Origin of the sequence: Pseudomonas sp. BF-RE-22 (assembly GCF_019956155.1) — a bacterium.
In the GTDB taxonomy this organism is placed as follows: Bacteria; Pseudomonadota; Gammaproteobacteria; order Pseudomonadales; family Pseudomonadaceae; genus Aquipseudomonas; species Aquipseudomonas migulae.
On record NZ_JAHBDD010000025.1, the window covers coordinates 1 to 22,918 of the forward strand.

The window sequence follows — 22,918 nt, forward strand, 5'->3', positions numbered from 1 at the left end:
GTGTATCAGTCACCATTGATTTGACTGACACACCGCCATCGCCAGCAAGCCGGCTCCTACAAGGGATTTGCGGTGGATTCAGCTTTGGCCGAAGACTTGGGACGGCCGCCGCAACAACGGATCAAACGGATTGATCCGCGGCCCGATCAGCGCGGCTTCGCGCTTGAGCATCTCCACCACCGTCGGCAAGCGATCCGGCCCCAATCGGTCACTCACAGTGGCCACACTCAACGCCGCCACCGCACGCCCCTCGCGATCGAGAATCGGCACCGCCACGCCGGCCATGCCTTGCAGCACGCCGGTGTTGCGCCCGGCATAACCGAGGGCGCGCACGTTCTCGACTTCCGAACGCAGGAACACTTCGTCGTACAGGTGAAAATCCTTCAGCCGCGGCAGGTTGTAATGGATCACCGTGTCGCGCTCCTCTTCCGGCAGGAACGCCAGGATCGCCAGACTGCCCTGGCCCACGCCCAGCGCCACCCGCCCGCCGATGTCGCCGGTAAAGGTGCGAATCGGAAACGGCCCTTCACTGCGGTCCAGGCAGATCGCATCAAACCCGCTGCGCGCCAGTAGAAACAATGAATCCCCTAGCGAAGCCGACAACCGCAGCAACGACGGCCGCACCAGTTCGCGAAGGTTTCCGGTGTTGCCGGCACGCGCCGCCAGCGCAAAAAAATCCAGGCTCAGGCGATAGCGTTTGCTGCGCACGTCCTGCTCGACCATGCCCTCGTCCATCAGGCTGCGCAGTAAACGGTGCGTGGTCGGTTGCGACAAACCGATGCGCTGGGCCAGTTGCGTCACGCGCTCTCCGCCCTCGACGGTGTCACCCAGACTGCGCAGCACCGCAAACAGCCGGGAGACCGCACCGACGCCGACTTCATTTTTGTTTTCATTCCGCTCAATGGAATCAGTCATGCCATTTCTCGACAATTAATTTACTCACCGAATGAAACTGAAAATAGTCATCGCTTCAGTGAAATAGGCCATTGAGCCCATCCTAGTCTTCGTCCTAATCTGCGTCCACAGGGGCGATTCGAACAACAGCGGCAGCCGACCCAAGTCGAGCGCCAACGCACCCCGCAACACCCTTTCGTATCTGCCCATACAAAAAAGCGCGACCTCAGGCCGCGCATAACAATCTCAGGTGGAGCGCAGTTATGGCTTTTGTGCAACTTGAAGGACTCGGCAAACGTTACGGCGACATCGATGCCGTCGTCGCCACCCACCTCTCGGTCGAGAAAGGCGAGTTCGTGTCCCTGCTCGGCCCTTCCGGCTGTGGCAAAACCACCACCCTGCAAATGATCGCCGGCTTCGTCGAAGTCACCAGCGGGCGCATTCTGCTGGACGGTCGCGACATCACCCACGCCAAACCCGCCAGCCGTGGCTTGGGCGTGGTGTTCCAGAGTTACGCGTTGTTTCCGCACATGACCGTCAAAGACAACGTCGCCTTCGGCCTGCGCATGCGCAAAGTGCCCAACGGCGAGTTGCAGCAGCGCGTGGATCGGGTGTTGAAACTGGTGCGTCTGGACCAGCACGCAGAACGTTACCCACGAGAACTGTCCGGTGGCCAGCGCCAGCGTGTGGCGCTGGCCCGCGCCCTGGTGATCGAGCCGCCGGTGCTGCTGCTCGACGAGCCGCTGTCCAACCTCGACGCCAACCTGCGCGAAGAGATGCAATTCGAGATCCGCCGCATCCAGCGCGAAGTCGGGATCACCACGTTGATGGTCACCCACGACCAGTCCGAAGCGCTGTCCATCAGCGACCGCGTGGTGGTGATGCAGGCCGGGCGCATCACCCAGATCGACGCGCCCTACACCCTTTACGAACACCCGCGCACCGAGTTCATTTCCGGCTTCGTCGGCAAGGCCAACCTGCTGCCCGGCGAGCGTGACAGTGCGGGTGTGGTTCAGGTGCGCAGCGGCGGTGAACTGACCCTGAGCCTGCGTCCGGAAAAAATCGATCTGCGGGACAAGGATCACGGCCGCCTGCCAGGCAGGATCGTCAGCCGCTTCTTTCTCGGCAGCCAATGGTTGTACGGCGTTTCGACCAGCCTCGGCGAACTCAGCGTGGTGCGCCGCAACGACGGCTCGGCACCGCTGAACGAAGGCACACCGGTCGGCCTCGACTGGGACGCGGCGCTGCTGCGGGTGCTGAGTGTCGACGAGGTGTCGGCATGAGTACGCTCGTGGCTGTTCGCCAGGGACGTCAGGGCTATTTGTTGTCGGCACCGGCGCTGGCGTTGTACGTCTGCCTACTGGTGATCCCGCTGCTGTTGACGCTGGTGTTGTCGTTCAACGTCTTCGACTACAGCTCGGGCATCAACGGCGACGCCTACACCGTCGACCATTACAGCAGCCTGCTGGGTGATCCGTACTTCTACGAAATCTTTTTGCGCACGTTCTGGATCAGCGCCCTGACCACCTTGCTCTGCGTGGTGATTGGCGTGCCTGAGGCTTACATCCTCAGCCGCATGGGCGCGCCATGGCGTTCGATTTTCTTGATTCTGATCCTCACGCCGTTGCTGATTTCGGTGGTGGTGCGCGCCTTCGGCTGGAGCCTCTTGCTCGGCGCCGACGGCCTGGTCAACCAGACACTGCAAGCCTTCGGCGGCTCACCGATGAAGCTGTTGTACACGCCGTTCGCGGTGGTGATTGCGCTGGTTCATGTGATGTTGCCGTTCATGATCATTCCGGTCTGGACCTCGCTGCAAAAACTCGACCCGGCCGCCGAACAAGCAGCGATGTCGCTGGGTGCCAGTCACTTCACGGTGATGCGCCAGGTGGTGTTGCCGCAAATCATGCCCGGCGTGCTGTCCGGCACGTTGATCGTGTTCGGTCTCGCGGCCAGCTCCTTTGCCATTCCCGGCCTGCTCGGCGGGCGGCGGATCAAGATGGTCGCCACGCTGATCTACGACCAGTACCTGTCGGAGCTCAACTGGCCGATGGGCGCCGCCATCGCCGTCGCGCTGCTGTTGCTCAACCTGCTGATCATGCTGTCGTGGAACCGGATGATCGAAGGCCGCTACAAGAAGTCATTGGGATAACTCGTCATGTCCAAGAACGGTCCTTTCGCCCTGCTGTTCCATACCCTGGTGGTGGTGTTCATGCTGGCGCCGCTGGTGGTGGTCTGCCTCGTGGCGTTCACCCCGGAAAACACCCTGAGCCTGCCGACCACGGAGTTTTCCCTGCGCTGGTTCCGTGCGGTGTTCGAGCGTGCCGACTTTGTCGATGCGTTTTACAACAGCCTGATCCTGGCGTTTAGCGCGGCCAGCCTGGCGACGCTGATTGCGGTGCCGGCAGCGTTGGCAATCACCCGTTTCGAGTTTCCCGGACGGGACTTTTTCAATGGCCTGTTTCTGTCGCCGATCATCATTCCGCATCTGGTGTTGGGCGTGGCACTGCTGCGTTTGTTTGCGCTGATGGGCGTCAACGGCAGCTTCGCCTGGCTGATTTTCGCTCACGTGCTGGTGATCACGCCGTATGTGCTGCGACTGGTGCTGGCCTCGGCCATTGGCCTGGATCGCAGCGCCGAACACGCGGCGCAATCGCTGGGTGCCGGGCGCTTCACGCTGTTTCGCCAAATCACCTTGCCGATGATTCTGCCGGGGGTCGCCGGTGGCTGGCTGCTGGCGTTCATCAACAGTTTTGACGAGGTCACGCTGTCGATCTTCGTCACCTCGCCGGCCACGCAAACCTTGCCGGTGCGCATGTACGTGTACGCCACTGAGTCCATCGATCCGATGATGGCGGCGGTGTCGGCCCTGGTGATCGCGCTGACTGCGCTGACGATGATTCTGCTTGATCGGGTCTACGGCCTGGATCGGGTTCTGGTGGGTAAACAATGAGGGCGCCATGGCTCTGCTGAAACGACTGGCCGAAGGCGACCGCCCGGCCGTGAACTTTACCCTCGACGGCGAACCGGCCAGCGGGCTGCTCGGCGACACCGTGCTGACCGCCGTGCTGACCTGCAGCGAACACTTGCGCGGCAGCGATTTCAGCGCGCAGCCCCGCGCCGGGTTTTGCTTGATGGGCGCGTGCCAGGACTGCTGGGTCCGTCTGGGCGATGGCCGGCGAGTACGCGCGTGCTCGACGCTGCTAGAAGCCGGCGAGCAAATCAGCCGCGAACCGGGGCGATCGCTATGAACACACATTACATCTCCCCAAACCTGGTTCTTTGTAGGAGCCAGCTTGCTGGCGATGGCGGTGTATCAGCCGACATCGATGTTGGATGTGAGGGCCCCATCGCCGGCAAGCCAGCTCCTACAAGGGAGCTGTGTCGAGCACAAAATCCGCGACCAACCCCAATCAACTGTAGGAGCCAGCTTGCTGGCGATCGCGGTGGGTCAGCTGACATGGATGTTGGATGTGAGGCCGCCATCGCTAGCAAGCCAGCTCCTACAAGGGAGCGGTGTCGAGCACAAAATTCGCGACCAACACCAATCAACTGTAGGAGCCGGCTTGCTGGCGATCGCGGTGTGTCAGCCGACATGGGTGTTGGATGTGAGGCCCCCATCGCTAGCAAGCCAGCTCCTACAGGGGATCTGTGTCGGGCACAAAACTGGTGGGCAACCCCAATCAACTGTAGGAGCCAGCTTGCTGGCGATGGCGGTGGGTCAGCCGACATGGGTGTTGGATGTGAGGCAGCCATCGCCGGCAAGCCGGCTCCTACAGGGGGTTGGGTATGAAGTCGGTGGTTATTGTGGGGGCCGGGCCGGCCGGGATTCGTGCGGCGCAGACGCTGGTGGCACACGGTGTGCGCCCGGTTTTGCTGGACGAAGCCGCGCGCGGTGGCGGGCAGATTTATCGGCGGCAGCCGGCGAATTTCAAGCGCTCGGCGGTCAAGCTGTATGGCTTCGAAGCGCGCAAGGCGAAGGCCTTGCACCAGACGATTGACGAGTTGCGCGAGCAGCTCGATTACCGTCCTGAAACCCTGGTGTGGAACGCCGAGGCCGGCGCGCTCGACACCTTGCACGAGCAGCGCGCCGCACGGCTGGAGTTCTCTCGGGTGATTGTCGCCACGGGCGCCACCGACCGGGTTTTGCCGGTGCAAGGCTGGACGCTGCCGGGCGTCTACAGCCTCGGCGCTGCGCAGATCGCCCTGAAATTCCAGGGCTGCGCCATCGGTGAACGCGTGGTGTTCGCCGGCAGTGGACCGTTGCTGTATCTGGTGGCGTATCAATACGCCAAGGCCGGCGCGAACGTGGTCGCGGTGCTCGACAGCTCGCCGTTCAGCGCCCAGGCCCGCGCCCTGCCCGATCTGTTGGCGCAACCGGCCACATTGGCCAAAGGCATTTATTACCGCAGCTGGCTGACCGCTCACGGCATCCCGGTGCATCAGGGTGCAACCTTGAAATGCATCGATGGCGAACACCGCGTGCAGTCGCTGCGTTGGGCCAACTCAAACGGCGAACATCAACTGGACTGCGACGCCGTGGCATTCGCCCATGGTCTGCGCAGTGAAACCCAACTCGCCGACTTGCTCGGCTGCGCGTTCGCCTGGCACCCGCTCAACCGCGCCTGGCTGCCGCAGCGTGACAGTGCCGGTCGCAGCAGTGTCGCCGAGGTTTATCTGGCCGGCGACGGCGCCGGCATCATGGGCGCCGACGCGGCGGAAATGGCCGGCGAGCGGGCCGCCCTCGCCTTGCTCGAAGACATGGGTCACGTGGTTGCGCCCAAGCGTGGCGTGCAACTGGAGCAGGCACTTGAACGAATCGATAGCTTTCGCCAAGGCCTGGAACGCGCCTTCGTGTTTCCACAAAACTGGGCGGCCGACACGCCGGACGACGTGATGGTCTGCCGCTGCGAAGAAGTGCGCGCCGGTGACATCCGCGACGTCGTGCGCGAGGGCCATTGGGAAATCAACCGGGTCAAGGCCCATTGCCGGGTCGGCATGGGCCGCTGTCAGGGGCGCATGTGTGGCGCTGCCGCCGCAGAAATCATTGCCTGCGCCAGTCAGCGAAACGTCTCTGACATCGGCCGCTTGCGGGCACAGGCACCGATCAAACCGTTGCCGTTTGGTCTGGAGGTCGAGCCATGATCGAGGTCGATGCAGTGATCATTGGCGGCGGCATTGTCGGCGCCTCCGCCGCGCTCTTCCTGAGCAAGGCCGGTCGTCGCGTGGCGCTGCTGGAGCGCGACTTTTGCGGTTCGCACTCCAGCGGCGTGAATTACGGCGGCGTGCGGCGTCAGGGCCGACCGTTGTCGCAACTGCCGCTGTCGCAACAGGCTCACGAAATCTGGGGGCAGTTGCCGCAGTTGATCGGCATTGACGGTGAATACCAGCGCAGCGGTCACTTGAAACTGGCGCGCAGCCTCAACGACCTGCGCGCATTGCAGGACTATGCCGCCAGCAGTCAGGGTTTCGGCCTCGATTTGCAGGTGCTTGATCGCCGTGAATTACGCAGGCGTTTTCCGTGGGTCGGCGACGTCGCGGTCGGCGCTTCGTTTTGCCCGGATGACGGTCACGCCAACCCACGACTGGTTTCACCCGCATTTGCCCGGGCAGCACAGCGCCACGGCGCGCAAGTCCACGAACAATGCGCGGTGAGCGCCGTGGAGCATGACGGTCAGCGCTTTTGCGTCAGCACGCAAAACGGCCTGCAACTGCAAGCGCCCTGGCTGTTGAACTGCGCTGGCGCATGGGCCGGCAGCCTTGCCGCGCAGTTCGACGAAGCGGTGCCGATGCACGCCGGGCACCCGGCGATGTTGGTCACCGAACCCTTGCCATGGGTGATGGATGCCAGCACCGGCGTCGAGGGCGGCGGTATTTATGCGCGTCAGGTCGCGCGCGGCAATTGCGTGTTGGGCGGCGGCCAGGGGTTTGCCCTCGACGGCGCGCGCGCCCGCCCCGGTCAACACGCGGTGATCGAAATCCTGCGCCAAGCCGTAGAGCTTTATCCGTTTCTTGAAGGCGCCCAGGCGATTCGTACCTGGAGCGGCACCGAAGGTTACTTGCCCGATCGCCAACCGGTGATCGGTCACAGTGGCACTCAACCCGGTCTGTTGCACGCGTTCGGCTTTGCCGGCGCAGGTTTCCAGATCGGTCCAGCGGTGGGCCAGGCGCTCACCGAGATCATCTGCAGCGGCGCCTCAACCACGTCGCTGGATGCGTTTTCCATCACCCGGTTTCACTCCATCTCCGTTGCTTGATAGAGGAAGGTCGCGCCAATGAATAACGTCAAACGCACTGCACTGCTCGGACTTTCGTGCCTGAGCGCCCTGCTCACGGTCACCCAGGCCCAGGCCGAACCGACGCTTTACCTCGGCATGAACGGCGGGACCATGGAACGGCTCTACGCCGACAAGGTGCTGCCGGTTTTCGAGAAGGCCAACAACGTCAAAGTGGTGATCGTGCCCGGCACGTCCGCCGATATTCTGGCCAAGGTCCAGGCCAGCAAAGGCAACCCGCAAATGCACGTGATGTTCCTCGACGACGGCATCATGTACCGCGCCATCGCCATGGGCCTGTGCGACAAACTTGAAGACAGCCCGACCCTGGCGCAGATTCCGGCCAAGGGCCGCATCAAGGACCAGGCCGTGGCAGTCAGCCTCGGTGTCACGGGGCTGGCGTACAACACGCGGTTGTTCAAGGAAAAAGGCTGGGCGACGCCGACCTCGTGGATGGACATGGCCGACCCGCGCTTCAAGGACAAACTGGTGTTCCAGTCGATGGCTTCTTCGACCTTCGGCCTGCACGGTTTCCTGATGTTCAACCGGATTCAGGGTGGCAGCGAAACCGACGTCGAGCCGGGCTTCAAGGCGTGGCCGAACACCGTCGGGCGCAACGTGCTGGAATACATTCCGAGCTCGGCGAAGATTTCCGAAATGCTCCAGACCGACGAAGCGGCGCTGTTCCCGCTGACGCCAACCCAGGTCACCGCGCTGAAACTCAAAGGCATGCCGGTCGAATATGCGCAACCGAAGGAAGGCGCAGTGGTGCTCAACGTTGCCGAATGCGCCATCGCCAACAACACCCAACCGGAACTGGCGCAGAAACTCGCCGCGTTTCTGCTGACCCCCGAGGCGCAAGCCGCTGCACTTGAAGATGGCGATCAGATCCCGTCCAACCCGAACACCCCGACCACGGACAAAACCCGTGGCCAGGTCGAGGCGATGAAACAGTATCTGACAACGGCGATTGCCATCGACTGGGACCAGGTCAACGAACAGCGCCCGGCGTGGAATGCGCGGTGGAATCGTAGTATCGAGCGGTAGTTCACTGGTCGTTCAAACGCAACACAACCCTGTAGGAGCGAGCTTGCTCGCGAAGGAGTGTCAGTCAACATCAATATGACTGATACACCATCGCGAGCAAGCTCGCTCCTACAAAGGTCAAAACCCCACATCCAGAATCACACTGTCCTGATACGTGCCCGCCGGCGGTGTGGTCTGGTCGGTGTAAATTTTCGCGTTGTAATTGAAGATCTGGCTCCCGGAGCCCAAACCGTTACCGGGATTGACCTCGGCATCGGAGCTGGCCCGGCGAGCACTGCCGACACTGCCCCAGCGGGTGGTGCCGGCGCTTTTGAAGATGTCATACGCCAGGTAATTACCGCCGAAAGCCATCCGTCGTCGTCCCCCAACACTGGCTGCCTGCAGACCGTCGCCCAGGCCTACGGTGTAAGCGCTGCCCTTGGTGCAGGCGAGGCTGATGGTCTGGCCGGTAACCGGCGCAAAGGCACTGACGACCGGCGCGCTGCCGAAACTGATGTTCGGGGCGGTGATGGTGCAGTCATTGGCGACCGTCAGGGTGACGGTCATGCTGGTGGTGCCGCTGCTGATATCGCGCCCCAGGCAAACACTGCCGGCGCCAATGCCGGAGCAATAATTCCAGCTCCAGGCAATGCTCAAGGTCTCGGTATAGATACCCGCCGCCACGTTACTGCCCGTGATTGTCCCCAGATAAATCGGTGCGGTTTTCGGCACCACGCTGCCCAGTAGCCCCAGCGCATCAATGATCCCGTTGCGCGCGAAGTCGAAGGGCGTGCCACGTTCGATCGGGTAACTGGTGGTGTTGTTGGCATACAGCGTGTAACCGATGACGTCTCCGGTCGGCCCGAGCAGTCCGGTTTGAGTCGAGGTAATCGTGGCGTAGAAATGGTCATTGTTGGTCAGCAACGAGACCAATGAGCCGGTGCAACTCAAACCGGCGTTGAGGCTTGAACTGTTCTGCACGGCGGTACGAACCGCAATCGAGCTCACCGAACCGAATGCCACCGCCGTGGCAGGGACCACCACCGAACACAACGCCCATGCCGAGCCTGGCAACCAGACCGCCAGCAGCACCAGCCATTTCACGGCACTCATTGGCACACCAACGGCCCGATCAGCGGAATCTGATCCTGATTCATGTCCACCGCGAACTGGACGCGGCAGGCTTTCCCGTCGGCCAGCGTCACCTGCAATGTGTTCTGCGCCTGAAGATTTTCCAGGTACACCAGACCGTCCCATCCGACCACTGTTTGCGTGCCGCTCTGCTCATGCACGACACCACTGCCCAGAGGCAGCTCTCGCTGCTGCGCATCCACCAGGACGATGCTCGCGGCGATCACCCGGCTCAATGGAAACGTCAGCAAATAACCGCTGCCACGGCGCACGGCAATCCGCTGTTCCACATTCGGGCTGCGCACGTTGGCCGGCAGGTTCAGTGGATCGATCTCGTACTTACCTCGGTAATAGGCGCTGCTCCACGGCACCAGCAGGTGGCCATTGCGATCAGTCTGGCCGACCTGCTGGTTTTCGTAGCGCACCGGAATATCGGCGTAACCATCGGTACTGACCACCACAAAGGCATCGTCGATACGGTTGGCGGCAAACACCTGGCGGTCCATCCACACCAGCGATCCGCTGGCATCGGCCCAACGGGTTTCGGCGTCGCTGTTGCCGTACACACCGGCCTGCAATTGCACCGACTGCAGGCGCCAGGTCAGGTCGGCCTGACGATAGGCCGGGCCGTCGCCGTGGGCATAACCGAGGTTGAACCCCACCCCACCTTCAGTCGGCACGGCGCGACTGTAATTGACCCGCTGCTGGCTCTGCCCGGTCTTGCTGCGCTCACTGCTGAGCGCGAGGCTGCCGCGCAAGTCGAACGGGATCACCAGTTGCGCCTGCACCGCCCAGTTGCTGTCGCCGATTTCGCGGTTGGCCGACAGGTAGAAACTGCTGTTGTGCCATAGCGGTTTGCTCCAGGTCAGGTTGAGCAAACGGGTGCGAGAATCATCCGCCGCGCGCACGTCGAAATACCCGACGCCGAGGCTGCCCCAGGCATTGAGATTCAGGCTCAGGGTCGCCTGTTCGCTGCGTTTGCTGAGGGTAGTGAAAGGACTGTCGACCACGGTCAGATCGGCGTATTGGTCGCGACGTTGCAGGCGTTGATAAGAGAAGCTGTAGCGCTGGCTGCTGTATTGATAACCCAGGCTCAGTTGTTGACCGCTGTGGCCATCGAACCGGCTTTGGCTGAGTGCGGTATTGAGCACGCCGAAATTGCCCAGGCGCAGGTTGCCGCCGACACCGCCGAGGGTCAGTGAGTCCGACGCTTCGGCGTGGCTTTCCAGGGTGAAGTTGTCGCTCAGGCCGTAGCGCAGGCTGCCCGATGAGACCCCGGGACCGTAACCGAAATCGCTGATGCCGTAATCGCGGCGCAAGGTACCGGCCGCCACGGAAAAGTCGCTCAGGCCCTTTTGCAGCAAACTGCTGGTGACGTAAAACGGCACGGTGGTCGAGACCTGCCGACCGAGGGCATCGGTGGTGACCACCACGGCTTCGCCGGCGCCGTTGATGAACGGAATATTGGTCAGCGTGTAGGGGCCGGGTTGCAGGTCGGCGCTGCTGGATTTGTAGCCGTTGATGAACAGGTCGACCGAGGATGGCACCGCCGCTTCCCCGGCAAACTGCGGCAACGGATAAGTCACCAGGTCCGGGCGCACGCCGAAATCCCGCGACAGCTGAACCCCGCCCAGGCGCACCGAACTGCTCCAGGGCAATGCGCCGCTGACCAGGTCACCGGCCTCGTAGGTCAGCAATCGCTCGTCATCGGAGTAGCGCCAGGTGGTGTCGTAACGCAGGTAGCCATTGTTCAGCGTACTGACCGAATCGCCGGACAACGTGCGCCGGTATTGCCCAGTGCTGGACAGCGTGCCCCAGCTGTCGAACAGTCGCACTTCGTTCCAGGCCGCGAGGTAAGTGCCGGCATCATCGGTGTCGTTGAGGTACAGGTCGTAGTTGAACAAGGCACCGAAACTGCTCAGGGCCGGAGTGCGCGGGTAAGCGTCGCGATTGCCGACGAATTGCTCCGGCAGCCAGCTGGGCGGTACGTCGAGCAGCAGGCGCTGACCGGCGCTGTCGTACTCGCTGTGCAGGCCCGACAGGCTGTCGAGGTCGACTTCGGCGCCGAGGGTGTCCGGCAGTTTCATACCGGTGTCACGCAACGCGTTGGCCGACAGGAAAAGCCGCCCGTTGCGTTGCTCCACCGCCACGACGTGTCCGGTATTCATTTGATTGACCACCAATTCCAGAAACAACTGCGCATCAGCCACGGCCTCCATGCTGCCAGGTGGCGGCGGCAAATCACCGGCCTGGGACGGGTGAGCGAACGCCAGGCAACCCACACAGCTCATGGCGCAGATCAACGGACGCTGGAAACTGCGGGCCCGATGCGGGCTCATTACCGCTTTACGTCCGTCGATGGACCCTGCCTCCCTTTCCCGTCAGTTGCAGATCAGCGCGCGGGCGTAATGCTTTGTACCTGCGGCGAACCATTCACCCGCACCTGCAACGCCGGGTCTTGCGCCATCGGACCGGGCGCCGGCCAGCGCATGATCGCGCCCGGCAGCACATAACCGAGCAGGCCTTCCACCAGAGGTTTTGTCTGGCCTCCCTGCTTCAGCGCAACGTCCGTCAACCGCGCATGCACCGCCCCCTGATTGCGCACCTCCACATAAGGGCGACCGTCCACCGCCACCGTGCGCCAGCTCAAATCCGGCAGCCCCGCGCCTTTGGGATCACGCTTGCGACTGGTGTCTTCCTTGCTCCACAACCCCGCGCCGTAAGCAAACAGCGGCACCGAATAACGCATCTGGAACCGAATGGCCGCCGCCGTCTTGCCACTTTCGCCGGCGGGCGGGGTGGCCGAGGGGATTTCATCGATGATGATGCGATAAGCCAGTTCCTGCCCCGGTGGGATCTCCCGGGTACGGGTCAGGCGCACCAGTTGTTTCTGGCCCGGTTCGATTTTCGCCACCGGCGGGCTGCCGATCACGTCGCGCTGGTTCTGGTACTGGTCGTTGAAACCGCTTTGGCTCCAGGCGAACACCCGGATCTGCAAATTCGCAGTCTCGTTGCCACGGTTTTCCAGCCACAAGGCACTGGCCTGCTGATCGGCCTCCAGCACGGGATCGATCGGCCAGATCAGCACCGAACTGGCCGCCTGCACCTTGACCGCCCCCAACAGCAGCATCGCCAACACTGCCTGACGCACAACAGAATGCCGCCGCGCGGGTAAATCCATTTGCCTACTCCTTGTGCCTGTCAGGCCCGATCAAAAACGCCGCGTTACCACGACAGCTGCACTTGCAGCACATCGCTGTAGGTCCCCCCAGGCTGATTGCCCGGTAACAGCACCTGACCGTAAATCGGCAGGCGGATGTTGTTTGCGTCCGTGTACGCCACCGCGACGCTCTGGCCGATCCCCAGGCTTTGGCTGTAAGCCGCGTCGCGAAACAGCTGGTACGAAACGCGGTTGCTGCCGGTGGTCAGCTGCAGGTGTCGCCCGCTGCTGTTGTACTGGCCGCCATCGACGGTCATGTTCATGGTCACGCCCGGTGTGCATTGCAGCTGTACATCCCCCGTCAGGGCCACTTGCACCGTGCCGGTGGCCAGCGCCGATTGGCTGCCGTAATTCAGGCTGCCGTAGTTCGACACCCCGCCGACCACCAGACAACCCGCAGTGACCGTGGCGCTGACCAGGAAACTCTGGCTGGTCACCGCTGCCAGCGGCAACGGCACACCGGCCGCGCACAACAGCGCCATCGCCAGCCATCCATGGCGGTTCATCGCCCTAGAACGTCAGTTCGACGGAAATCGTGTCGCTGTAAGTACCGGCCGGCAGCCCGGCCTTGCCCTTCGCCTGACCGTAGATGTTCACGGTCTGCGCTACGCCGGTGCTGGGGTCAAGGTTGATCACCCCGTCAATGGCTAAAAGCTGCGAGTGCCCGGAATCGGTGTACAAGTCGTACGGCACGTAGTTGGCGACACCGTCGTACAGCGCGCGAGAACCGCCCGCCGACAGTCCGTCATGGGCACCGGCACGCACCTTGACCGTTGGCGTGGTGCCGCTGGAGCAGAGGATCGACAGCGCCACGCCACCGCCCATGACTTGTGCATCTTTTGTGGTGAACAGGCTGTTGTCGGTGCCGAAGTTCAAGGCACCAAAGTTCAGCCCGCTGGAGCCACCCGCACCATTTACCTGACAGCTGCTGATCAGAATCAGGCTGGCAGAGATCTGGCCGGTGACCGTGGTGGCCGCCTGCGCGCCGGACACCAGCGTCAGGCCAAGCAGTGACAAAACTATCCTTGATACGAGCATGCGCATGGTGTCCGTCCTCTACGGGTTTACCAATCGAGCGTCACGGTCAGGGTGTCGGTATAGACCCCGGCCGGTATCGCGCGGGTATTCGCCACCACCGAGCCAAACACCGGAATCGGTATCTGGGCCCCGCTGGTGACGGCGAAGTTGTGTTGTTGCCCGATGCTGTAGCTCTGGCTTCCGGATGCATCGAGGAACAATTGATAAGGCAGGGTCTGGCTGCCGTTGCTCAGGCGCCGGGTGGTGCCGTCACCATGGGTGCCGCCATCGATGGTGACGGTGAAGCCGGTGACCGAAGGGGTGCAGGCGACGTTCAACCTGCCGCGACCGTCAGCACCGAGGCGGGCTTTGATCGGGTTGGTCCAGGTCGGGCCTTGCTGGCCGAAATCCAGCGTGCCGAAATCACTGACCGGGCTGCCGCCATTGGTCACTTCACAACCGGCGATGATGATCAGTCGCGCATGGATCTGCCCGCTGATCGCCGCTTGCGCGCCCCCCGTCAGCAATACCCCTGCACCCACGGCCATCAATATCCAGAGTTTGCTTGTCATAACGCCAATCCCAATTCCATCAGGACTCCAGAACCCAGGCGCACAACGAGGAGCGCCCCCTTCCCTGCGCCAGCCGAATCCATTGGCGGCAGTTACACAGTTGCCGCTACCAGATGACGGTCACTTTCAACAGGTCGGAATAGCGACTGACCCGGGGAATTTCCGCCAGCGGTTCGATGCGTGCATACAACGGTAAATCCACTGAACCGGTATCCGGCACACGGCCGCTCACCGGGACGTCCACCGCCAGCGGGATCAACCGCGCGGGGTCCTGATAGAGCCGATACGGAATGGGTTTGCTGCCGGCGGAACCGGCCATGTAGCGCGTGTCACCGACGCCACCGTGCAGGCCGCCGTCGACCCGGAGTTGATAAGGGGTGTCGGGATTGCATTCGAGTCGGGGCAGGCGCTCGTTCATCAGCGCCGCCGCCAATGGCCCGGCGGGGTCGTCCAGGCGCGCGGTATTGCCGAAGTCCAGCACCCCCAGTTGCTCGACGCCCGCTGTGCGTTGCTGGCCAACCACCTGACAACCGCGCAGCACGTCGACACGCACGTGCACCTGAAGTTCTGCGGCCGACACTTGCGCACTGAGCATCACGCCCAAGACTGCACATGCAATGATTCCATTCACGGCCGATTCCTTGTGGGGGGGGCGTCTAGAAATTCAGGTTAGCAACGCCCCGAGGATTTTCCAGTGGCCCAAAAAAATTGGATCCGCCGAAGGAATGAGCTTTTATGTCGAATTGCTGGCAAAACCCCACAACCCCTACGCCCTACAAGCTGTACACACCGCACAATTCTGTCCAATTACACCCCACGCCCGTCGACACAACTGGAAGCAAATTTCCCCATTTGGTTACACTAGGCCGCCGCAGCTCGGGGAGCCTGCCTGACGATTACGGGGTGACACAGTGGCCGTTCGACCGCCCAACCGTTCGCGATTCACACCACGCTGGCCCGCGCTGCGCCGCCTCTTCGGCAAGGCATCGACGGCCTCAGCCGCTCATTCAGCGACGGGGCGCGTGATCCACGACTATTTCCGGCACAAGGCCCACGCACAGGGTTACACCCTCAGCCACAGCCAGCAGCGCGTGGTCGACTGCATGGCGCAGCACGCCGCGGCACTGCTCGGCACTTCGGCAAAAACGCTGCCGGGCCTTTATCTGTACGGCGCCGTGGGGCGTGGCAAGAGCTGGTTGCTCGACGGCTTTTTCCAGGCGCTGCCGATCGCGGAAAAACAGCGCCTGCACTTCCACGAGTTTTTCGCTCGATTGCACCAAGGCATGTTCAGTCATCGCGATCACCCGGATGCGCTGGCGACGACGCTCGACGATTTGCTGAACGATTGCCGGGTGCTGTGTTTCGACGAGTTTCACGTCCACGACATCGGCGACGCGATGCTCATCGCGCGGCTGTTCAAGGCTCTGTTTCGCCGAGGCATTCTGCTGCTGGTGACCTCCAACTACCCGCCTGAGGGCTTGCTGCCAAACCCGCTCTACCACGCGCGCTTCAAACCGGTGATCGACCTGATCAATGCGCGCATGCAAGTCATGGAAGTCGGCGGCCCGCACGACTATCGCAGTCAGGCGAGAACCCACGCCCAGCAGTTGTTTACCCAGGGTCACTACGTCTGGCCGGCTACGTCGGCGCAACGTCAGGCACTGAACCTGCCCGAGCCCGACGCGCCGTCCATTCCTTTGCCCGTCGGTAACCGGCATCTCCCAGCCCGATATTGCGCAGGACGCACCATCGGTTTCACCTTCGGCGATCTGTGCGACCACCCCACGGCGGTCATGGATTACCTGGAGCTGTGCCGACGTTTCGACCACTGGATCATCGATAAACTGCCCAACCTCGCCGACTGCTCGATTGCCGCGCAGCAGCGTTTCATCAATCTGGTGGACGTTTTGTACGACCAGGACAAGCACCTGATCCTGCTCGGCCACCGCTCGTTGCGCGAAAGCCTGGGCGGCGATGCCATTGACCTGGCGCGCACCCGCAGTCGATTGGGACAGTTGATGGAAGTCAGAGAACCGGCCTGAAAACCGGATTGGCGGTGCAGCATCTATCGCTTTCGTCGGATCGCCGCCATCGCGAGCAGGCTCGCTCCCACAGTTGACCGCGTACATCCAGATAACCAGGTCTAATGTGGGAGCGAGCCTGCTCGCGATGGCGGTCTGACAGCCACCCGGGTTTTACCGCTATCATGTCGCCCTTTATCGGGCCTCGCGCCCTACCTTCGATCAATAGCGAATCTGATCATGGATACCCTTGCCCAACTGCGCGCCGGCCTGCTGGCTGGCACCACTCGCCTGGACCTGGCCGCCGACCTGACGGAGTTCCCCCGGGAAATCCTCGACCTGGCGGATTCGCTGGAGGTGCTCAACCTCAGTGGCAACGCGTTGCGCAGCCTGCCGGACGACTTTCATCGCCTGACCCGTTTGCGCGTGTTGTTCTGCGACCGCAACCAGTTCAGCGAACTGCCTGCCTGCCTCGGCCAGTGCCCCGCACTGACCATGGTCGGTTTCAAGGCCAACCGCATCGAAACCGTACCGGGCGCCGCGCTGCCGCCGTTGTTGCGCTGGTTGATCCTGACCGACAACCGCATCAGCGAATTGCCGACCGAGCTGGGCGAACGCCCGTATCTGCAAAAACTGATGCTGGCCGGTAACCGCCTGCGGTGCTTGCCCCAGAGCCTGAGCAATTGCCATCGCCTCGAGCTGACCCGCATCGCCGCCAACCAGTTGACCGAGTTGCCCTCCTGGTTGCTGACCCTGCCGAGCCTGACCTGGCTGGCCTATGCCGGCAATCCGCTGGAAACCGAAGCCGATGCCGCCGCGCTCGATGCCACGCCGACGATTCCCTGGTCTCAGTTGAGCCTTGAACAGAAGCTGGGCGAAGGCGCTTCCGGTGTCATTCATCAGGCGTTGTGGAAGCAGGCAACGCCGGTCGCGGTCAAACTCTACAAGGGCGAAATGACCAGCGATGGCTCGCCGCTGCATGAAATGAACGCCTGCATCACCGCCGGCCTTCACCCCAACCTGATCCGGGTCGAAGGACGGATTGTCGAGCATCCGCAGGCCCAGGCCGGGTTGGTCATGGAGTTGATCGACCCGAGCTATCGCAACCTCGCCGGGTTGCCGAGCCTGGAGTCCTGCAGCCGCGATGTCTACGCCAGCGATACCCGGTTCAGCGCCGATGTGGCCTTGCGGATCGCTTGTGGCATCGCGTCGGTGGCCGAGCATTTGCACCGCCAGGGCATCACCCACGGCGACCTCTATGGCCACAATATTCTATGGAACGAGCACGGCGATTGTCTGTTGGGGGACTTTGGCGCAGCGTCTTTCCACGCGACCGAGGACAGCCTTGAAACCCGTGCATTGCAGCGGATCGAGGTGCGCGCGTTTGGTGTTCTGTTGGGGGAATTGCTGGAGCGGATCGACTCGGGGCTGAGTGATCAGGCGCGGGTGAAGCTGGAGGATTTGCAGCAGCGTTGCTGCCAGCCGAAAGTGCTGGCGCGGCCGGGGTTCAGCGAGATTGTGCGGGAGTTGAACGGCTGGTGACCGCTGCGCGGTCAATCGCTAGCAGGCTAGCTCCCACAATTGACCGGTGTTCACAATCCAGTGTGGGAGCTAGCCTGCTAGCGAAAGCGGTATCACTGAAGAAGCAAATTACCCAGCCAGACCGACAAACATGTCCTGCACATCATCGTGGTTGTCGAGGCCTTCCAGGAACGCTTCAACCTCAGCCATCTGCTCGTCGCTCAGGCCGCTGACCGGGTTCTTCGGCTTGTAGCCCAGCTTCGCCGACAACACGGTGAAACCCTGCTCAGGCAAGGCTTTCTGCACCGAATCGAGATCGGTCGCTTCGGTGATGAACAGGGTGGCGCCGTCATCGGCAGGTTCGAAATCCTGCGCGCCGGCTTCGATAGCGGCCATTTCCGGATCGGCATCCGGGCTGTCCGGGGACGCCTCGATCATGCCCACATGGTCAAAGTCCCACGCAACGGAACCGGAGGCGCCGAGCTGGCCCTTGCGGAACGCGACGCGGATTTCAGCGACGGTACGGTTGATGTTGTCGGTCACGCATTCAACGATCAGCGGCACCTGGTGCGGCGCGAACCCTTCGTAAGTCACGCGATGGTATTGCACGGTTTCGCCGAGCTGGCCGGAGCCCTTCTTGATCGCACGTTCCAGGGTTTCGCGGGGCATCGACGCCTTTTTTGCCTGTTCGACCACCAGACGCAGGTGTGCGTTGGTGGCGGTATCGGCACCGTTACGCGCAGCAATGGTGATTTCTTTCACCAGTTTGCCGAAGATCTTGCCCTTGGCGTTGGCTGCCGCTTCTTTGTGTTTAACCTTCCACTGTGCGCCCATTACTCACTCTCTTATCTATGGCGCCGAGACATCTATTGGCCGACGCTTTGCGCAAGTTTATACGGCCTAAAGTTGGCAATCGACCAAAAAATCCATCCTGTCGAATCGACTTCTTCACCGCTGGTTGTAGGGCGATTCTGAAACGTCGATTTGCGGTGACCATAAAGGCCCACGGTTTCGTACCCTCTGTGCCCGTACTCCCTGGCAGAAGCGCGATCGATGCACAACGACAAGGAAAGTCCCTTCACCCTGACACTGCTGGACGCCGATTTGAGTTGGCAGGTGGTTCAGTTCAGTGGCCATGAAGCGCTCAACCAGCCCTATCGATTCGATATCGAAGTGATCGGCCTGTCACCGGCGATGAGCCCGGATCGCCTGTTGCAACAACCGGTGTTCCTCAGCCTGACGCAAGGCCTTGGCATTCATGGCGTCGTCCACAGCGTCAGCCATGAACATCGTGGCCCGCACTGGATCGGGTACAGACTGGTGGTGGTGCCCTGGCTGCAAAACCTCGACCGGCAGCGTTGCCGCCGGGTGTTTCATCAGCTCAATGTGCCAGCGATCCTGCGCCAGTTACTCGCAGAAAACTCAGTGCCCGAAGACAGCTATCGTTTTGAGCTGCCGAACGGACGTTATCCCGCCAGGCCGTTTTGCATTCAGTTTGACGAGAGCGACCTGACGTTCCTGCAACGTCTGTGCGAAGAAGAAGGCATCCACTATCACTTCGAACATCGATGCGACGGCCATGTGCTGGTGCTCGCGGATGACTGCCTGAGTTTCCCCCAGGAACCGCTGCTGACGCCGTTTCATGGCGACACTCCCGAGCACGCGAACGGGCCGGTGATCAACGAACTGTTCCAGCGGCACACCTCGCCGCCACTCTGCGCGCACCCCGCCCCGCCACCGCTCGATCGCGAACGGCTCAGCCGCCGAATACTCGAGCGCTTGCGCTGTCTGCATCGGCAGATACAGGGTCAAAGCAATCACAGCGAATTGCGCAGCGGACGCATCGTGCAAGTGTCGGAACATCCGTTGCAGAACTTCAACGATCAATGGCTGCTGACCGAGCTCTGTCATCAGGGACAGCAACCGTCGATTCTCGCCCCGGCCACCACCGACATGAGCCGGCGTTACAGCAATCAGTTCACCGCCATTGCGTGGTCAACGGTGTTCCGCCCCGCGCTGACACACGCCAGGCCCGACATTCCGGGCTTCCAGACCGCGCGGGTGCTCGGCCCGGTCGGCCAGCCTGCGGTGCTCGATGAACAAGGCCGGGTACAGGTCAGGTTGTGGCCCACCCCGGAGTCCGATGACGATGAATCCCCCGGCCTTTGGCTGCCCCTGGCTCTCGCAACAGCGGACGGTCGGATCGATCCGTCGAAGCTGCCGGTCGCCGGCACCGAGGTGTTCATCAGTTTTCTCGACAGCGATCCGGACCGCCCGGTGTTGTGCGCGACGGCGAGCCATCCGCCAGCGCCTCGAACCACCCGCCAACCACGCGGCGATGACCGGCTGCTGCTCGATTGGCTGATCAACCGTCAGGCCTGATCAGCCCTTGTCCGCCTTGCCCGCTGCCGCCGCGAATTTCGCCAGGCGCACGTCCAGATGCCGTGGCCGACGCCCGTGATCTTCGGCACGCTCCTTGCGGCGGATGGCGTTGCGCACCATCAGCGAACCGAGGTAGCGAATCGGCTCCGGCGGAAAGAAGCCCAACGGACCGTTGACCAGCGGTGAACGGGTCCAGGCATTGTCGAGTCCCTGAACCATCGAAGCGAGAATCTGCCCGCCCATGTGACAGGGCCCGACCCCGCTGCCGGAATAACCGAAGCCGTAGAACACATTCCCGTGGGCGCTCATCTGGCCGAAGAACGGTAAACCGGTGACCGAGCGATCCGACGGACCGTTCCACGTCGCTTCGACTTTGACCTCGGCAAACGCCGGAAAAAACTCGCTGAGGCTGTGCTGCAACAGGCCTGCATAGGGCGACGGCTGATCGAACACCGGCAGCATCCGGCCACCGTAGGCAAACGTGTTGCCGCCCTTGCCGAGCATGATCCGGCCGTCCGGGGTGTTGTGGTAGTAGTGCACGAAAATCCGTGAATCGAGCACCGTGACACCGCTGGTCAAACCGATCTGGTCGAGCAGGTCCGGCCGTGCTTCGGTGATCAGCATGTCGCTGGAGACAATCGCCACACTGCGCTCGAACTGCGGGAACGCGCGGGCCATCCACGCGTTCATCGCCAGCACCACCCGGTCCGCACGGACAGTGCCGTGCGGGGTCTGGATCCCTGCCGGTTTGCCCTCTTCCAGTCCGGTCATCGCGGTGTTCTCATGAATCCTCACGCCCAACTGCAACGCCACCCGGCGCAAACCACGCACCAGTTTGCCCGGTTGCACGCTGGCGGCGGCCGGTGAAAACCAGCCTTCCAGGTGTTTTCGGGAACCGGCCATGCGCTGCACATCCGCCACCGGCCGTTGCGTGAACGAGTTGATGCCGTGGCGTTCGAGCGCTGCGATCACCGCGTCGGTCGAGCCGCATTGGGCGCGGTTGGTCGCGGTGTAGAGCGTGCCGTCGAGGCGGTAATCGGCGTCCACGCCGTACTGTTCGCAGAAGGTGCCGATCGCATGAATACTGCGCTCGGATTCCTTGACCAGCCGCACCGCCTCTTCGACGCCGAACAACCTTTCCAGGGTGAAATACTTGGCCGACCACGACAGCGCACAACCGCCGTTGCGGCCGCTGGCGCCGGCACCACAGATGTCGGCTTCGATCAGCAACACATCCAGTTCCGGGTTCTGCTCCTTGAGCATGATCGCGGTCCACAAACCGGTGTAGCCACCGCCGACGATGCAGACATCGGCACGGGTGTCGCCGGGCAAAGGTTCGCACGGCGCGCACGACTCAGCCGCCAGCGCCTGTTCCAGCCAGAAAGGTCTCATCGGTATTTCCTCAGGTACGCAGGGGTTTGACGCTCATCGGCCGGTTCGGCACGAATGCAGTTTCGCCACGCAGGCCAGCCGGGCGGCTATTCCAGTAGGGGATCAGCACCAGCGCTGAAAACAAGGCGCAGCCGGCGAAGATAATGAACACGGTGACCGAGTCGAAGTAGCCCGGCAGCAAACCGCCGAGAATCGCCCCGACCGAGCCGCAACCGTTGACGAAGCCCGCCGACGTGGCGCCGGCCTTGGCGGTGCCGAAATCGATGGCCGCCGCGCCGCTGATCATCGAATCCGGTCCGTACAGGGTCAGGCCCATCACGAACAGCAGCGCCACCACCAGCATCACACTGCCGGTGTGCAAGGCACCCATGAACAACGCCAGCGAAATGGTCAACGCAAGCAAACTGATCACGCAGGCCGGCATGCGTCGGGCGCCGAACAGTTTGTCCGAGGCCAGCCCGAGCAGGATCGGCCCGAGCAACCCGGCCAGTTCGAACGCCGTCGGGATGATCGCCGCACCGACCTTGCCCACGGTCGGCATCTGCTCGAAAACGATCACCGGCCCCCACAACAGAATCGCGTAGCGCGCCGGTTTCAGCAGGAAGTACGCGAGCCCGAGAACCAGCACCGTGCGGTTGCGCAGGATTTCCTTCAGCGGTTCCAGCACGCTGATCTTGCTTTGCGCATGCGCCTCTTCGGCGGTCATCTCTGGTTCCGGTTCGATCGCTGGCAAGCCAACGTCTTGCGGTTTGTTGCGTTGCAAAATAAAAAACAGCACGGCGACCAGCCCAACCACCGCCGCACTGGAAAAGAACGCCGCATGCCAGCTGCCGATGAGCGTGTACGCCCACCAACCGGCAAACGGCGACGCCACGAGCCCGCCAAAGGCATAGCAGGAACTCCATAAACCCAGCACTCGCCCGCGCTGTTCGGCGGGGAAGAAACTGCCGATGTTCTTGCACAGCCCCGACCATCCGGTGGACTGGGCCAGCCCTTGAATCAGCATGCAGGTAGCGAAAATCGGTAACGTTGCGAAGCTGCCCATCACCAGCGCAGCCGCAGCGGAAATCAGCAAGCCGCCGAGCACCACGACCCTTGGGCCAAAGCGGTCGGCGAGGATGCCCCAGGTGAATTGGCCGATGGCGTAGGCCGCGAGATAGATGGCGTCGAGGTTGGCCATGGCCATTTTGTCGAGCATGAAGGTGGGGTCTTCGGCGATCCCCAGTTTGGCCACGGAAAAGGCTTTGCGGGTGAAGTAGAAAGCGGCGTAGGCGAGCCAGGTGATCGCGAAGATCTGCACGCGCCAACGCTTGATGGTGCCGATGCGCTTGTTCATTGTGGTTCTGACCTCAGGGTGTGAGTGTGCCGGCAGAATTGGAAGAAAACGCCTGTGTTTTTTATTGTTGAGCACTGCGATATCGCTGCGTCCCTTTGGCGATACCGGTCAGATGAGTCCTGCTGTTGCACGCG

21 protein-coding genes are annotated in these 22,918 nt (G+C 62.3%); 10 read left to right on the forward strand and 11 right to left on the reverse strand.

Annotation, left to right across the window (positions count from 1 at the left end; genetic code table 11):
- Positions 1-78: 78 nt before the first annotated feature.
- Positions 79-915, reverse strand: a complete 837-nt coding sequence (locus tag KGA82_RS14850; RefSeq protein ID WP_008031920.1) for an IclR family transcriptional regulator — start codon at positions 913-915, stop codon at positions 79-81.
- Positions 916-1,157: 242 nt separating this feature from the next.
- Here KGA82_RS14850 and KGA82_RS14855 point away from each other — a divergent pair, with 242 nt between their 5' ends.
- From KGA82_RS14855 to KGA82_RS14885, 7 genes are all read left to right on the forward strand, one after another.
- Positions 1,158-2,177 (forward strand): ABC transporter ATP-binding protein, encoded by a 1,020-nt coding sequence (locus KGA82_RS14855; RefSeq protein WP_008041220.1) that lies wholly within the window; start codon positions 1,158-1,160, stop codon positions 2,175-2,177.
- On the forward strand, positions 2,174-3,043 hold the full coding sequence (locus KGA82_RS14860) for an ABC transporter permease (protein WP_008041222.1): 870 nt from the start codon (positions 2,174-2,176) through the stop codon (positions 3,041-3,043). Before KGA82_RS14855 ends, KGA82_RS14860 begins: the two co-directional genes overlap by 4 nt.
- A 6-nt stretch (positions 3,044-3,049) precedes the next feature.
- Positions 3,050-3,844, forward strand: a complete 795-nt coding sequence (locus KGA82_RS14865; RefSeq protein ID WP_192229204.1) for an ABC transporter permease — start codon at positions 3,050-3,052, stop codon at positions 3,842-3,844.
- Between the two features lie 7 nt (positions 3,845-3,851).
- Complete coding sequence (locus KGA82_RS14870; RefSeq protein ID WP_207285990.1) at positions 3,852-4,142, forward strand: (2Fe-2S)-binding protein; 291 nt, start codon at positions 3,852-3,854, stop codon at positions 4,140-4,142.
- Positions 4,143-4,680: 538 nt separating this feature from the next.
- On the forward strand, positions 4,681-6,036 hold the full coding sequence (locus KGA82_RS14875; protein WP_223450980.1) for an NAD(P)/FAD-dependent oxidoreductase: 1,356 nt from the start codon (positions 4,681-4,683) through the stop codon (positions 6,034-6,036).
- Positions 6,033-7,148 carry an NAD(P)/FAD-dependent oxidoreductase gene (locus tag KGA82_RS14880; protein ID WP_223450981.1) on the forward strand — a complete coding sequence of 372 codons (1,116 nt, stop codon included), beginning with the start codon at positions 6,033-6,035 and terminating at the stop codon, positions 7,146-7,148. The genes KGA82_RS14875 and KGA82_RS14880 overlap by 4 nt, the downstream gene beginning before the upstream one ends.
- Positions 7,149-7,166: 18 nt before the next feature.
- Positions 7,167-8,213, forward strand: a complete 1,047-nt coding sequence (locus KGA82_RS14885) for an ABC transporter substrate-binding protein (protein WP_008029601.1) — start codon at positions 7,167-7,169, stop codon at positions 8,211-8,213.
- Positions 8,214-8,330: 117 nt separating this feature from the next.
- On the opposite strand, the gene KGA82_RS14890 is transcribed toward KGA82_RS14885, so the two are convergent.
- From KGA82_RS14890 to KGA82_RS14920, 7 genes are all read right to left on the reverse strand, one after another.
- The gene (locus KGA82_RS14890) at positions 8,331-9,305 is read right to left on the reverse strand and encodes a spore coat protein U domain-containing protein (protein WP_223450983.1); all 975 of its coding nucleotides are present in this window, start codon (positions 9,303-9,305) and stop codon (positions 8,331-8,333) included.
- Positions 9,302-11,662, reverse strand: coding sequence for a fimbria/pilus outer membrane usher protein (locus tag KGA82_RS14895; RefSeq protein ID WP_223450986.1), 2,361 nt, complete (start codon positions 11,660-11,662; stop codon positions 9,302-9,304). The genes KGA82_RS14890 and KGA82_RS14895 overlap by 4 nt, the downstream gene beginning before the upstream one ends.
- Before the next feature lie 53 nt (positions 11,663-11,715).
- On the reverse strand, positions 11,716-12,504 hold the full coding sequence (locus tag KGA82_RS14900) for a molecular chaperone (RefSeq protein WP_192229199.1): 789 nt from the start codon (positions 12,502-12,504) through the stop codon (positions 11,716-11,718).
- Between the two features lie 44 nt (positions 12,505-12,548).
- The gene (locus KGA82_RS14905; RefSeq protein WP_223436310.1) at positions 12,549-13,049 is read right to left on the reverse strand and encodes a spore coat U domain-containing protein; all 501 of its coding nucleotides are present in this window, start codon (positions 13,047-13,049) and stop codon (positions 12,549-12,551) included.
- A 4-nt stretch (positions 13,050-13,053) separates the two neighbouring features.
- Positions 13,054-13,587: a spore coat U domain-containing protein gene (locus KGA82_RS14910; RefSeq protein WP_008040468.1), complete on the reverse strand. Its 534-nt coding sequence runs from the start codon at positions 13,585-13,587 to the stop codon at positions 13,054-13,056.
- A 20-nt stretch (positions 13,588-13,607) separates the two neighbouring features.
- Entirely contained in the window at positions 13,608-14,132 is a 525-nt protein-coding gene (locus KGA82_RS14915) for a spore coat U domain-containing protein (protein ID WP_008040469.1), read from the reverse strand.
- A 106-nt stretch (positions 14,133-14,238) separates the two neighbouring features.
- Positions 14,239-14,727, reverse strand: coding sequence for a spore coat U domain-containing protein (locus KGA82_RS14920; protein WP_263290703.1), 489 nt, complete (start codon positions 14,725-14,727; stop codon positions 14,239-14,241).
- Positions 14,728-15,043: 316 nt separating this feature from the next.
- On the opposite strand from KGA82_RS14920, the gene zapE reads away from it, so the two are divergent.
- A complete protein-coding gene (zapE, locus tag KGA82_RS14925) occupies positions 15,044-16,174 on the forward strand; it encodes a cell division protein ZapE (RefSeq protein WP_223450989.1) in 1,131 nt (376 codons plus the stop codon).
- Between the two features lie 219 nt (positions 16,175-16,393).
- A complete protein-coding gene (locus tag KGA82_RS14930; protein ID WP_223450990.1) occupies positions 16,394-17,695 on the forward strand; it encodes a protein kinase in 1,302 nt (433 codons plus the stop codon).
- Positions 17,696-17,803: 108 nt separating this feature from the next.
- Here KGA82_RS14930 and KGA82_RS14935 read toward each other — a convergent pair whose 3' ends face one another.
- Positions 17,804-18,508 (reverse strand): YebC/PmpR family DNA-binding transcriptional regulator, encoded by a 705-nt coding sequence (locus KGA82_RS14935; protein WP_008029612.1) that lies wholly within the window; start codon positions 18,506-18,508, stop codon positions 17,804-17,806.
- A gap of 219 nt (positions 18,509-18,727) precedes the next feature.
- Between KGA82_RS14935 and KGA82_RS14940 the strand changes: the two genes are divergently transcribed.
- Positions 18,728-20,056: a type VI secretion system Vgr family protein gene (locus tag KGA82_RS14940; RefSeq protein ID WP_223450991.1), complete on the forward strand. Its 1,329-nt coding sequence runs from the start codon at positions 18,728-18,730 to the stop codon at positions 20,054-20,056.
- Here KGA82_RS14940 and KGA82_RS14945 read toward each other — a convergent pair whose 3' ends face one another.
- Positions 20,057-21,454, reverse strand: coding sequence for an FAD-dependent oxidoreductase (locus KGA82_RS14945; protein WP_223451032.1), 1,398 nt, complete (start codon positions 21,452-21,454; stop codon positions 20,057-20,059).
- 4 nt (positions 21,455-21,458) lie between these two features.
- Positions 21,459-22,784: an MFS transporter gene (locus KGA82_RS14950; RefSeq protein WP_223450992.1), complete on the reverse strand. Its 1,326-nt coding sequence runs from the start codon at positions 22,782-22,784 to the stop codon at positions 21,459-21,461.
- Between the last annotated feature and the right edge of the window lie 134 nt (positions 22,785-22,918).